This window comes from Salinicola rhizosphaerae (assembly GCF_014652715.1).
Taxonomy (GTDB): domain Bacteria; phylum Pseudomonadota; class Gammaproteobacteria; order Pseudomonadales; family Halomonadaceae; genus Salinicola; species Salinicola rhizosphaerae.
Window position 1 is genome coordinate 265,962 of sequence record NZ_BMZI01000003.1, and the last position, 13,795, is coordinate 279,756.

9 protein-coding genes are annotated in these 13,795 nt (G+C 64.6%); 2 read left to right on the forward strand and 7 right to left on the reverse strand.

The genetic code is table 11. The annotated features are described in order from the left end of the window. Positions 1-25 precede the first annotated feature (25 nt). Positions 26-1,927: an MFS transporter gene (locus IE125_RS07415; RefSeq protein WP_189444014.1), complete on the reverse strand. Its 1,902-nt coding sequence runs from the start codon at positions 1,925-1,927 to the stop codon at positions 26-28. Continuing rightward, entirely contained in the window at positions 1,924-2,538 is a 615-nt protein-coding gene (locus IE125_RS07420) for a TetR/AcrR family transcriptional regulator (protein WP_189444015.1), read from the reverse strand. The genes IE125_RS07415 and IE125_RS07420 overlap by 4 nt, the downstream gene beginning before the upstream one ends. 272 nt (positions 2,539-2,810) lie before the next feature. On the opposite strand from IE125_RS07420, the gene IE125_RS07425 reads away from it, so the two are divergent. After that, the gene (locus IE125_RS07425; protein ID WP_189444016.1) at positions 2,811-3,521 is read left to right on the forward strand and encodes an SOS response-associated peptidase; all 711 of its coding nucleotides are present in this window, start codon (positions 2,811-2,813) and stop codon (positions 3,519-3,521) included. A gap of 92 nt (positions 3,522-3,613) precedes the next feature. After that, positions 3,614-6,487, forward strand: a complete 2,874-nt coding sequence (locus tag IE125_RS07430; RefSeq protein WP_229808977.1) for an insulinase family protein — start codon at positions 3,614-3,616, stop codon at positions 6,485-6,487. A gap of 93 nt (positions 6,488-6,580) precedes the next feature. Here the strand turns inward: IE125_RS07430 and IE125_RS07435 are convergent, their stop codons facing one another. The 5 genes from IE125_RS07435 to minD all read right to left on the reverse strand — a co-directional run bounded on the left by IE125_RS07435 (position 6,581) and on the right by minD (position 13,789). Further along, entirely contained in the window at positions 6,581-9,862 is a 3,282-nt protein-coding gene (locus tag IE125_RS07435) for an autotransporter outer membrane beta-barrel domain-containing protein (RefSeq protein ID WP_189444017.1), read from the reverse strand. Between the two features lie 90 nt (positions 9,863-9,952). Further along, on the reverse strand, positions 9,953-10,828 hold the full coding sequence (locus IE125_RS07440; RefSeq protein WP_189444018.1) for a DoxX family protein: 876 nt from the start codon (positions 10,826-10,828) through the stop codon (positions 9,953-9,955). Between the two features lie 334 nt (positions 10,829-11,162). Beyond that, entirely contained in the window at positions 11,163-12,620 is a 1,458-nt protein-coding gene (sbcB, locus tag IE125_RS07445; RefSeq protein ID WP_189444019.1) for an exodeoxyribonuclease I, read from the reverse strand. A gap of 72 nt (positions 12,621-12,692) precedes the next feature. Next, positions 12,693-12,971 (reverse strand): cell division topological specificity factor MinE, encoded by a 279-nt coding sequence (gene minE / locus IE125_RS07450; RefSeq protein ID WP_189444020.1) that lies wholly within the window; start codon positions 12,969-12,971, stop codon positions 12,693-12,695. Next, positions 12,968-13,789, reverse strand: coding sequence for a septum site-determining protein MinD (minD, locus tag IE125_RS07455; RefSeq protein ID WP_189444021.1), 822 nt, complete (start codon positions 13,787-13,789; stop codon positions 12,968-12,970). Before minD ends, minE begins: the two co-directional genes overlap by 4 nt. Between the last annotated feature and the right edge of the window lie 6 nt (positions 13,790-13,795).

Below are 13,795 nucleotides of genomic sequence, written 5' to 3' on the forward strand. Positions count from 1 at the left end.
CGCAACCGCCACCGGGAGGCGCCAGTCAGACTGGACCGCGCAACCCCTTGGCGAGCCGCAATTCCGCCTGACGCTTGAGACCGCGGACGCGCCGCTCCATCACGCGACGCGGCGAATCCCCCGCCGGAATCGGCTCACCGAAGACCAGCAGTACACGAGCGCGAAGACGCCGTGGCCACTTGGTCAGCGCCTTGCCATCCTTGTTCGACGTCCATGATCCCCAGAGACCGGCCAGCGCCGCCGGCACGACCGGAACCGGGTCCCGCGCCAGCACCAGATCGAGACCACGGCGAAAGGCCTGAACCTCGCCGTCGGGCGTCAGACGCCCTTCCGGAAAAATCATCACCACCTCACCGTTGCGCAGCGCCCGGCTGACCTCCTCGAGCGCTCGACGCACGCCGCCGGGATCGCGGCGGTCGGAGTCGACGGGGATCGCACCGGCGATACGGAAGAACCAGTGGATCCACGGATTCTCGTAGATGGGCCGATCCATCATGAAGCGCAGCGGCCGCGGACAGGCCCCGCCAAGCACCAGCGCGTCCATGAAGCTGACATGGTTGCACACGACCAGCGCCGGCCCCGTCGCCGGTACATGGTGGCGGCCGCGGCAGCGCAGCCGGTAGAGCACCTGGATCAGCGCAAAGATGAGCAGGCGCAGCGCGGGCCGTGGATTGCGGATCAAAAGCCCCACGCCGACCAGCAGCGAAAGCCAGCCGAGCACGGCGAAGAACGTGAATAGCGAAAGCCCGAGGGCGCTCAAAATCACGATGCCGAACAGGGCCGAGACGATCATGAAAAGAGCGTTGAGAATATTGTTGGCGGCAACCACCCGAGCCCGTCGATGCGCCTCGCTCGCCACCTGCATCAGCGTGTAGAGCGGCACACTGTAGAGACCGCCCCCCAGGCCGACCAGCGCCAGCAGCGTGCTCATGCGCCAGAACTCGGTCATGCCAAGCAGGCTTGCCAGCGCAAGCTGTTCGCCGGGCAGGCTCGCTTGGCTGGCCAGCTCGATGCCGGAGACACCGATGACCAGCGCACCGATCGGCACCAGCCCGAGCTCCAGCCGCCCGGCGGAAAGCCGGGCGCAGAGCAGCGCTCCCAGACCGACGCCAACGGCGAAGGCGCCAAGCAGAAAGCTCACCGCACCCTCGCTGCCATGAACCACGTCTCGAACCCAGGCCGGCAGCTGCGTCAGGTAGGACGCGCCCAGAAACCAGAAGAAGCTGATGCCGACCAGGGCGGCGCGAACCCGGCGCTCGCGCATGCCGGTTCTCACGACCTGCCAGGTGCCCGCGAAAGGCTGCCAGCGCACCCGGCCCGTCACGCTGGGGGGCGCACTCGGGATGCCGAGACTCGCGACCACGCCGACCAGCGCGATAACGACCAGCGCCCCGGCAATGGCGGCACGCTCCCATACGCCATCGAGCGACGTCAGCACCCCCGCCAGCAACGTGCCCAGCAGAATCGACACGAAGGTGCCGAGATTGACCCAGGCGTTACCTTTTACCAGCTCGGTAGCTGACAGATGCTGGGGCAGGATGGCGTACTTGACCGGCCCGAACAGCGCCGACTGGGTGCCCATCATGAACAGCAGCGCCAGCAGCAGCCCGAACAGCTCGAACCAGACCGCGACGGCGGCCAGCATCATGGTTACCAGCTCGAGCAGTTTGAGCCGACGCACCAGGCGCTGCTTATCGAGATGATCGGCCAGCGTGCCGCCCCAGGCGGAGAAGAGAAAGAACGGTAGAATGAAAAGGCCTGCCGCCAGATTGTTGAGCAGCCCGGTATCCCAGCCATAGCGCGGGACCGCCACGAACGTCAGCAGCAGCAGAAGCACGTTCTTGAACAGATTGTCGTTGAAGGCGCCCAGCGCCTGCGTCCAGAAGAAGGGAGCGAATCGCCGCTGTGTCAGCAGTCCGGGAATCACGTGGCATCCGGCCAGTGACGAAGGCCGAGCAGCGTGGTCGAAAGCAGTTGATCGAGCAGCTCTCCGACTTCCATCGGCTGCCCCTGCCAGTATCCCAGGCGGTCATTTAGCCCGAGCTGAACCAGGCCGTGGACACTCCCCCACAGCGTACGCGCCATCCGGCGGGCAGTGGCTTCATCGAGCCGGGGCTGATGGTGCGTGAGCGCTGCCTCTACCCGGACGAACAGGGCCTCGATGATATGATTCTGGCGCTCGTCGAGCTCCCCCTCCTCGGCCAGCGGAAACTCGAACAGCATCTGCCAACGATGCGGCTCATGCTGGGCGAACTGCCAGTAGGCTAGTGCCAGAGCCTTCAACTGGGGCTCGGGCGCCGCGTCCTCGAGATGCGCGACCGCGGCGCCCATTCGATCGAGCGTTTCGATGTTGACGTACTGCAGCAGGTTGCTGAAGCTGCCGTAGAGTTTCAGCAGCGTGCTGGGCGCGCAGCCGACATCGCGCGCGAGCGAGCGCAGCGACAGCGTATGCACGGGGCTTTCGCGCAGCCATGCATCGCAGGCGGCCATCACCTGGGCATGAAGCGCATCGGGGGCGTGCTGGCGCGGTCGAGCCATCGAAATCCTCGCTCGGAAAAATCGGATCGGCTGTCGATTTCCCGTGATACGGGCGCTTTGGGAGTGTCGTCCCTTATTGTCGGCTTAAAATCGAACAGCGTTTCCCAGCATATCGCTAAACGCGGTAAACGCAAGCGCACAGGTTATTAACGCAACGATTTCGCGAGACTTTTAGACGCACTTCCACGCCCGGAAACCTTGGGGCGCCCCTTGGCCCGACAGCCGCCGTGGCATAGTCTGTGACCCCGATATCCCGTTCGCGAGGAGAGCTCATGCCCGGTCGCCTGATGATCGACGACTGGACGCGTCATGCCGAGATGCCGGCGTTCCACGGCGACCACTCGCCGATACTGACGCCGAACGCCGCGCCACGGCGCTGGCTTTCGATCCTGCGCCATGAACCTGGCGCCGAATCGACCTCGCCAACGCGCCCGCCCCTGCTACGTGAAGCCTTCTGGGGGCTGACGCCGGACTGGCTCGAGGTACTCGACCACGCGCCCCACTGCGCACGCGCCGAGACGCTCGACGAACGCCCGATGTTTCGTGACTCCCTGGACCGGCGTCGCTGCCTGGTGCCGGTCGGTGGCGTCTACGTCTGGCAGGCGGGTCTCCGCGGCAAGCAGCCTTTCCTGATCACGCATGCTCGTCGAGCGCCGCTGCTGCTGGCGGGCATCTGGACGCGCCATGCCCCGGATTCGCAGACGTCTCGCGACTCCTTCGCACTGATCACGGTCGCCGCGCCGGAATGTCTCACACCGCTCAGCGACAGGCTACCGGCAGTCATCTCCTCGGCACAGGCGTCCGCCTGGCTCGACGAAGAGACGACGCCTGATTCGGTAAGGGCACTGCTGCATCCGGCTGGCGAAGAGCTGCTTGGCGCCTTTCCCGTTTCTCGAAGCGTCAACGACCCCAAGCAGCAGGCCTGGCATTGTGCCCACCCGACGGGCCCCATGCGGCTCGCTCGGCAGCCGGCTTCGTCATGACATCCGCCACCGCCACTTTCGGCCGCTTCGCCTCTGTCATTCGCTCACCCCTTGTTATTCGCTTCGCCCTTTGCTCCGGTCCAGGAACTGCCATGCAGACACGCACTCTTCTTCGCTCATCGATTCGTCCGGCAGGGCCAAGGGCCATGCTTCACGGCCTGCTGATAAGCCTTGCCCTCGGTCTGGGTATCGCGCCTGCACTGGCCGATACCTCCACCGACCCGATCACGCCATCAGAAGCCCCGCAGGCCGGCAGCATCATCCAGAGCCCCAATGATCATCGCGCCTATCGCGCCGTCACGCTCGACAACGGTCTCGAAGCACTGCTGATCAGCGACCCGCAGGCGGACAAGGCCGCCGCCGCGATGGATGTTTCGGTCGGCAGCGACTACGACCCCAAGGATATGCCCGGGCTTGCGCATTTTCTCGAGCACATGCTGTTCCTTGGCACCCAGGGCTATCCCGATCCGGACGGCTATCAGCGCTTCATCAACCAGAATGGCGGCTCACACAACGCCTTTACCGCCGATCAGGACACCAATTTCTTCTTCGATGTCGACCCCGGCGCCTTCCCGGAAGCGCTGGATCGGTTTGCGCAGTTCTTCATCTCGCCGCAGTTCAATCCGGCCTACGTCGACCGCGAGCGCCATGCCGTCAATTCCGAATACCAGGCGCGCCGCGATGACGACAGTCGACGCCTCGCCGAGGCGCTGGGCAAGGCCTTCAATCCGGCGCACCCGGTCAATCATTTCTCGGTCGGCAACCTGGATACGCTCAACAGTGACAAGCGCCCGCTGCGTCAGGCCCTGATCGACTTCTACCAGGCCCACTACGGGGCCAATGTCATGCATCTCGTCCTGCTCTCCCCGGAGCCGCTCGATGTCATGGCCGACCAGGTAGAAGCGCGTTTCAGCGCCATACCGGACCGGGGGCTGAGTCGTCCAACGATCGACCAGCCGCTGACGACGCCAGGCGAGCTGCCGGCCGCGATGCGCGTCAAGACCCACGAGGCGCGCCAGCGAGTCGAATTCCTGTTCCCGATCCCGGACCCGATCGAGGACTACGCCACCAAACCGGACGACTACCTCGCCAACCTGCTCGGCCACGAGGGAGAAGGCAGCCTGCTGGCAGCGCTGCGTAAAGCAGGCTGGGCAGATGCGCTGTCGGCCGGCACCCGCAACGCCGACGGCAGCCACGCCCTTTTCGATGTCTCGATCAGCCTGACAGAGGCCGGCGCGAAGCAGATCGACCGCATACAGGCCAGCCTGTTCGACCAGATCGCACGCATCCGCCAGCACGGCTTGAACGCCTGGCGCTACGACGAGCAGGCACGGCTCGCCCAGCAAGGCTTCCGCTTCCAGCAGCGCAGCGAGCCGATCGACGCCGTCAGCGGCATGGCGATGAGCCTCGCCTACTATCCGCTGACGGATGTCCAGTACGCCCCCTACCGGATGGATGGCTTCGATGCTGACGCCGTCGACGAACTGCTCTCGCGCCTCACTCCGAACAATCTGCTGCGCGTCTACAGCGGCCCGGAGGTCGATGGCGAACGTAGAACGCGTTACTTCGATACCCCCTACACACTGACGCGACTGTCGCAGTGGCCAGCGGCGCAGACGCTATCGGGGCTGGCCCTGCCCGAGCCGAATCCCTACATTGCCCAGGACCTGAGTCTCGAGACGTTCGATGAAGCGCCGCCCCGGCAGCTGGTCGACGCCCCCAGCGTCGAGATCTGGCACCAGGCCGACAGCCACTTTGGCGCGCCGCGCGTCGAGTGGCGCTTCAGCCTGCAGAACCCGGATGCCTCGAAGGATGCCCGCCATGCCGCGTTGACCGAGCTGCTCGCCGGCTGGTTGAACGACGGCTTGAACGAGCGCTTCTATCCCGCCGCCCTCGCCGGCCAGGATTTCTCGGCCTACGCGCATGGTCGCGGCATCACGCTGGCGTTCTCCGGCTGGCGCGATCATCAATCTCGGTTGATGCAGACCGTCGTCGAACAGCTCGAGCAAGGTGAGATCACCGACGCCAGCGTGGCGCGCGTCAAGCAGGGGTTGATCCGATCCTGGCAGAACGCCCCGCAGGACGCGGTCTACCAGCAGATGCAGCGCACGCTGGGTGAGGCGCTTATCCGACCTCAGGCCAGTACCCCTAACCTCCTGGCCGCGATGCGCACTCTCGATGCCAACGACCTGCGCACCTACCGTCATCAGTTCCTGAGCCAGCTGTTCGTCCAGGCCATGGCGGTCGGCAATCTCGATGCCGAGCGCGCCCGGCGTGAAGGCCTGCAGGTCGCCAATGCGCTGGCGCCTGCGCTGCACGCGGACGACATCGAGCCGCTGGCTGTTGCCGCCGTCCCGGAGACACCGCCGCGGCTGCATCCCGAGACGGCGCGTGACGACTTCGCCGTGCTGCGCTACCTGCAGGGTGGCGACCGCTCGCTGGCCAGTCAGGCGCGGCTAGCGATCATCGGTCAACTGATCGGTCCGCCGTTTTTCGCCAAGCTGCGCACCGACGAGCAGCTCGGCTATATCGTCAACGCCGGCTACGCGCCGCTGCTCGACGGCCCGGGCCTGGCATTGCTGGTCCAGTCGCCGAGCGCATCGACCCGGAAGATCGACGAGCGCATGGACGCCTTCCTCAAGACCTTCGATCAGCGCATCGCCTCTCTCGGCGACGAGGAGCTGGCGCCCTACCGTCAGGCCGTGCGTCGAGAGCTGCTGACTCGCGATCAGTCGCTTGGCGAGCGTGCGGGCCGGCTGTGGCAAGCGCTTGCGTACACCGACGTCGACTTCCAGCGCCGCCAGCACCTCGCCGCGCAGGTCGCCAAGGTGACCGCTGCCGACGTCAAGCGCGCCTGGCAGGCACTGCGCGAGCGGGCACCGCTGAGCATCAGCGCCGCACCGGGCGCTACCCCGAGCGATATCGACGCATTGACGTCAGGATTCGGCCAATTACCGGCGCAGTGATCATCGCTCGCACCACGTGAAACGGGCCGACCGCTGTCACGCGGTCGGCCCGTCGTCTTGGCGCGTCCCGAGTCTCGAGCGCGGCACCGGCGTCTAGAAAGCGAAGGCCAGACGCGCATTCACGCTCTGATCCCTGGCCGAGTCGGCCAGATCACCGCGGTAAGAGAGCGAAACGGACGATGTCGCGGAGAGATCGACGCTCAGCCCGGTTTCGAGCCGAATCGCGTCCTGATTGACGGGCACCGCCTCGACGGTGAAATCACTGCCGCCGACATAGGACTGCGTGACATCGGGCGTGGTGTCACCGAAGGCGTGCTGCCAGCCGATTCCCGCATCCACGTTTGCCGATCTGTTGCCGAGCATGAAAGGTTGGCGTAGACGCATGCCCAGCGTGGAGAAGGTCACGTCATCACCGCTGGACTCTCCCCGCAGCCCGGCGTTGCCCGTCTCCTGGAAGGCATCACCATGCACATGCACGTGGGCCAACCCCGCGTAGGGCTCGACGCGCACGGAACCGGATTCGATCGTATAGGCGAGCTCGCCGAAAGCCTGCGCCGTGCGCGCATCGTAGTCGGCCGAGGCATCGTCGAGACCGTCGATGCCGATGTGGCGCCGGCTGTCGATATCATGCCAGCTCTGCGCGATGCCGAACCTCAACGCCAGCGGGGCTCGCCGCGCCTCGCTCGCCGCAGATTCCATCGCATCGCCCATGCCGAAGCGTCGCCCCGCGTAGGCCGCCAGGGTGTAGGTATCGATATCGGCGTGGGAATCACGCGCCTCGATATCGTCATCCGTGCGGGCATATCCGGCTGCCACACCGGCACGCCATGCCGTGCCGAGACCTCCATCCGCCCCGATGAAGAGCCCCCGCGTCGAACGCTCGAGTGTCGCGGCGTTGCCGTTGCCGTCGCTGTCGGCCCAGCCACCGAAAGCATGCACCCAGATGCCGCCGTGCCGGTCGTCTTTCGCCGTGTCGACCTGACGCAGGCGACCGATGAGTGCATCGCGGGTGTAACCGCTCTCCTCGATCAGCCCGGCGTGAAGGCTGGCGTGAAGCTCACCGGAAAGCGCGTCGTAGTCGCGCTGCAGCGTGGAGGGATCGGCGGTAGTGATGATCTCGTCATACAGCGCATTGCCCGCCCCCAGGCTCTCGATGCCGGCTGCCGCCGCGCGCTGATTGCCGGTTGCCGCCATGTCGGCAAAGCTCGTGGCATTGCGAGCGACATCCAGCACGACGGCATCGTCACCATAGTCGAGCGCCAGATCGAAAAACGGCGAGAAGGCCGCGGGTTCGTCATAGCGGCCGGAGATGCCATCCGCCGCCGTCAACAGGGTGTAGCTCGAGGTTGTGTAGGCAGCATCGGAGAGCGGCGTCACCGTCAGCGCCCCGGCAAGCGTCGCCGAGCCGTCGATAGCAATCAGATCGGCGCTCCCGCCACCCCCGATCTCGGCCGCGTAGGTCGAGCTCTGCGTCTGGACGTAATCACCGTCCACGTTCAGCTGGCCGAGCGAGTGTCCCGGCGAGACAGTACCGGCGACCGTCAGATCACCCGTCGTGCCGTTGCCGTCCAGCAGTGCGCCGGTGCCGACCGTTAGCGCCCCGTCGAGCGTTCCGTCGAGATCGAGATGGCTCATGTCGGTCAGCGTGATGCCATCGGCATAGTTCTGCGTGCCGGAGAGCAGCCAGTCACCGTTGATGGTGAGCGATTCGAAATTGACCCCGCCGGCGAATTCTCCACTGCCATCGAGCATGACCGAGTCTTGACCATCGCCGCCGTCGACGGTGCCCTGGAAAGTGCCCCCGGTTTCGACCACCAGCGTGTCATCGCCCGCCCCCATCGCCAGCGCAAGCCCGTTGCCGCCGGCGATCAGGCCAGAGTTGACGACGCTATCGTCGTAGTTACCCACCAGCGAGATACCGTAGCCGTCGACGCCCTCGATGGTGCCGCGATTGACGATGGCGGTCTCGCCGTAGGCGCCACCGCTGCTGCCGTCGTCGATCAGGATGCCGTTATCGGCGCCGCAAATGACCGCATCCGCGCTGGCATTGACGATCGAGCCACCGCCCATGGCAATGCCTTCGCTGCGATTCGGTGTGTCGCCGGGCTTCTGCCCCTTGGCGCCCGTACCCTGAATGGTGCCGTAGTTGGTGATATCACCGATGTAGTCGATATCGACGCCATCACCGTCACCGAGCGCGGAATCTTCGTCGATATCGCCACTGATCAGCCCCCAGTTGACGACCGTGCCATCGCCGTCGGAACCGACGCCGGAGCCGTTGCGCCCGCGAATGACCGCGCCCGCCGCGTTGTAGACGGTCACATCCACATCCGTGGTGATGCCGTGCCGGGCGCCGGAAATGACGCCACCTTCCCGATTGTCGATCGTTGCGCTGTGCGCCTGCAGATCGACGCCATCGTTGGAACTGTCCGGCTCGCTGCTGTTGGCGACGATGGTGCCGCTGTTGATGAGCGTGGCGCCCTCGCCCGGACGCACGCCGTCGGCATCCTCGGCACGGATCTCGCCACCGGCGTAGTTATGGATGGTGACCTCACCGAGATCGGAGACGATATGATCGAGATCGATCGCCTGCCCAGCGTCGTCGCCCGTGCCGGACGAGAGGATGAGACCATAGTTGTCGATCGTGACCGTGCCGGACGCGCCCGACTGCTCATCGTCATCGCTGTCGATGCGCACGGCATCGTCGGTCGACTCGATGATTCCGGTCGCTTCATTGGTCAGGTGGAAAGATCCGAGACGCGTGTACTCACTGACGTTGATCGCACGGCTGGGCGAATCCGTCGACAGAATCTTGCCGGCATTGTCGATGGTGATGGTGCCTGCACCGGGACGTATCGCGTCGTCGCTCTGCGAGGCGATGACCCCGCCCTCGGCGTTGTCGATATCGACGACCGCATCGGGTGACTCGATCGACTTGAAGTCGAGCACCTGACCATCCGCCGACAGGAGACTGCCTGCATTGTCGACGCTCACCGTGCCGAGCGTGACGTCGCTGTCGACGCGAAAGGTATCGTCTCGTGACGATATGATGGCGCCATCGCGATTGCTCAGGCGGATCGAGCGTTCGGTGTCGTCGCCATCGGTATCGATCCCGCGATCGTCGCTGGTGATCGTCCCCGAATTGTCGATCGCGACACCGGGTGCCGGCGAGGCGCCCTCCAGCGTGATGGCGGTATCGCCGGTCGCCAGCTCGGCACCCGCCTCGATCTCGAGTGTGTCGTCCCCGCTCAGTTCCTGCAGCGACGTCTGCGTCGCACCGCGCGTCAATATCGTGCTATCCGCCTGCCCGAATGAGGGCACGAGCGCCAGCCATGACAGCGTCAGCGCCGTGCGCCGCCCGATTCCTGATCCCATGTTTCCCTGCCTGTTATCGTCTTTGAAAAACAGGCGAAGGCTAGGCAAGGAACATGACGCTTCGATGACGTCGGCTTGATCATCCCGACGTCATGACATCGCGTGGTACCCGGCGCGCGGCGTGCAGAGCGGAATCAGGGTGTGTGGTATCAGGCCGCGCTCCAGCAGCCAGCCATCGATCGAGAACCGCCCGCCACCGGACAACAGCAGGCTGACGTAAAAGACGATCAGCAGCGCAATATACTCCCATCCACTGCCATCCCAGGCGTAGCCGTGGACCCACTCGTGCCCGAAGGCCACCGTCGCGACAAGAAAATAGAGCGTGCCGAGAGCGGCGAAAAATCGCGTGAAGAGCCCCAGTCCAACGCCGATCGCCAGCGAGAACTCGACCAGGCCGGCAGCAATGACGAATAGCCCCGGCATTGGCGTGCCGAGTTGCCCGAACTGAGTGGCCATATGCTCGAAAGACGCCTGACCGGCAAAGATCTTTTCCGTGGCATGCCCGACCTCGTTCACCCCGAAGTAAAGGCGGACCAGGGCGAGCTGCCACATGAGGTGATTGGCGAACGCAGCGCTGCCTCGCGACTGCCAGTCCTTGCGCATGGCATCGGCGAACTGTGCCACCAGTGCAAGAAAGGTCACGAAGCCTGCGATCATCAGTGGCCAAACATCATGCATCGCTGCAACTCGCCAGCCGGTGACGAAGGTCAAAAGCGAGACGAGGAATCCGATCCGGAACCAGCGCGGCGTCACGACCAGGTTGACGACAAGCGATATCGCCAGCAGCCCGACGACGGTCCAGCGCGACCAGTCCGGCAGTTGACCGGCGTAAACGGACCAGAGTGCGACCAGCAGCATCAGCGCATACAGCGCGCTGATCCAGGAGGGCGTAACTTTCTCGGGTGCCAGGTTATCGGAAGGAGAACCCTCGGCCGTCATCCAGACCGCGGTGAGCGCGTGAGCCATGATTACCTCCGGAAGGTGATGGCCTCAGCGCGGAACCGCTGGAGAGGGCGTGTTCATGTCGAGGCCAGTGAATGAAATCCCACATTGACCTCTACACCATAGGTTCCTCACGGCGCATTGACGGCGGGCGTCATCGACGGACATCGCAAGGTTGTATGATGTTTCGCGTTTTGCATTGTCGATCGCGGCAGATTTGCCGGAGATGATCACCAGAAGCGTATATTTCCGCGCCCTGGAAAACGCTGTTGCACCCCATCGAAGCCCCTGTCGAAGCCCCCATCGAAGCCCTTATCGAAGAGCGAGCCCGAACGTTTCGGATCACGACGCGTCGTGATCAGTAGGCGTCGAAGGCCTGCTCCGGCATGATGGACTCGACGTACATCACCAGCTCTTCGAGCACCTGACGCTGGCGATCGTCGAGTGAGACTTGATTCAGGCGCTCGATCTCGCGCGCGAACTCCTTCAGCGTCAGCCCCCCACTTTGGCTATCGTTCATCCGCGACCAGCGAAAACTATCCCACTGCGCCTTCTCCTCGCTCTCCAGCGTTTCGGGATAGGAACGGGCACGCAGCCGGAACAGCATTTCCTCGAGACGCGGGTCCTGAAAGGCGAAGCTGGTCGAACCCAGCGCCTCAGGCGGCGTGGCGTGGACGCGCTCCATCGCCTGGCGGTCGTGGGGCGAGAAAAAGCCGCCGGAATAGAGCATCAGGTCAGGGTCGTGGGGCGGATCGGCCGGCCCGTCGGCGAACACCGTCGCGGCCTTGCTGGCTGCGTCGGGGTTCTGCATCAGTGCCTGCCAATGGCGTTCGCACGCGGCGCGATCCAGTCCGAGCCGACCAGCGACACTCTCGTCCGCCGCGGCGATCGGCAGTACCACCGGGCTACGATTGAGGTGGACCACCTTGAGCGGGATACGGGTCTCCCCTTCGGCCAATTCGTTCTCGCTGACGAACACCCGAGCGCGGATCTCGTCGGCCGATAGTGAAAAGAGCGGCGCCGGATCGACGGCGAGATCGTAGACGATGACACCGTTGGGATTAGAAGGGTGCATCGCCAGCGGCATGATCAGGGCGCTGCAGCCGCGGCTGGCGGGGTAACGTCGGGAGACGTGCAGCATCGGCTTGCGTGCCGTCACGTCGAGTAGACCCGCAACCCGACGTTTGTTGCGCAGCGACAGCAGATAGTCGAACAGCTTGGCATTGCGCTCGCGCAAGAGTCTTGCCATGCCGATGGTGGCACGCACGTCGGCTAACGCATCGTGTGCGCCGACATGCTCGATGCCGTTGGCCGCGGTCAGATGTTCCAGCTTGAAACTCGGGGCGCCGTCGTCGCGTTTTGGCCACTCGATGCCCTCGGGGCGCAGCGCATGGAAAGCCCGCACGACGTCGATCAGATCCCAGCGCGAATTGCCGTTCTGCCATTCGCGCGCGTAAGGGTCGAACAGATTGCGGTAGAAGAGGTGACGACTGACTTCGTCATCGAAGCGCAGGCTGTTGTAGCCCAGCGAGCAGGTGCCGGGGACGCTCATCTCGGCCTGGATCCGCGCCGCGAACTCGACTTCCGGCAGCCCGCGGCGCATGGCCGCCTGCGGCGTGATACCGGTGATCAGACAGGCTTGCGGGTTGGGCAGATCGTCGTCGGCCGGCCGGGCATAGAGAGTCAGCGGCTCGCCGATTTCGTTGAAATCGGCGTCGGTGCGAATCGCCGCGAACTGCGAGGCGCGGTGCCGGCGTGGGTCGGCGCCGAAGGTCTCGTAGTCGTGCCAGAGAAAAGTGGTCTCCGCCTGGGCCATGTGGCTCTCCGCCTGCTGCGCAAAGGGCCAAGCCTAGCACAGCCACCGGCACGACTCATGTCGATGGCGCGCTCAGCGCTTGCCGGCGGCCTTGGCCTCGGCTTCATTGGGCAGCGTGACGTTCAGCTCGAGCACCGAGCAGTCGTTGTCGCTATCGAGACTGATGTTGATCGCATCCTGCTCGACCTTGACGTAGCGACGGATGACTTCCAGCAACTCCTGCTCGAGCATCGGCATGTAATCCGGCTGCCCACGATGGCCGCGCTGATGCGCCACGATGATCTGCAGGCGCTCCTTGGCGACCGATGCGGACTTCTTGCGCTCGCCCTTGAGAAAATCGAGTAGTTTCACCGACGGCCTCCCCCTCCGAACATGCGTGCGATCAGGCCTTTCTTCTGCGCCGACTGAAAGCGCAGCGGCACATCTTCACCCATCAGACGGGAGACAGTGTCGGCATAGGCCTGACCGGCATCGCTCTTGTCATCGTGAATGACCGGAACGCCCTGGTTGGAAGAGCGCAGCACCGCCTCGGACTCCGGAATCAGGCCAACCAGGTCGATCGCCAGGATCTCGCGAATGTCATCGAGGTTGAGCATGTCACCGTCATCGACCCGGTTCGGGTTGTAACGGGTGATCAGCAAGTGCTCCTTGATCGGATCGCGATTCTGCTCGGCGCGGCGCGACTTCGAAGAGAGCAGACCGAGAATACGATCGGAATCGCGGACCGAAGAGACTTCGGGGTTGGTCACGACGACCGCTTCGTCGGCGAAGTAGAGCGCGAGCTGAGCACCACGCTCGATGCCCGCCGGCGAATCGCAGATGATGTAGTCGAACTCATCGGCGAGGTCGGCCAGCACTTTCTCGACCCCTTCCAGCGTCAGCGCGTCCTTATCCCGGGTCTGCGAAGCGGGAAGGATATGCAGGTTCTCGGTGCGCTTGTCGCGGATCAGCGCCTGCTTCAGCCCGGCCTCCCCCTGGATCACGTTGACCAAGTCATAGACCACGCGTCGCTCGCAGCCCATGATCAGGTCGAGATTACGCAGACCCACATCGAAATCGATGACGACCGTCTTGTTGCCGCGCAAGGCCAGCCCCGTGGCAATGGCCGCCGCACTTGTCGTTTTACCGACGCCACCTTTACCGGAGGTTACAACGATGATCTTGGCCAAGATGAA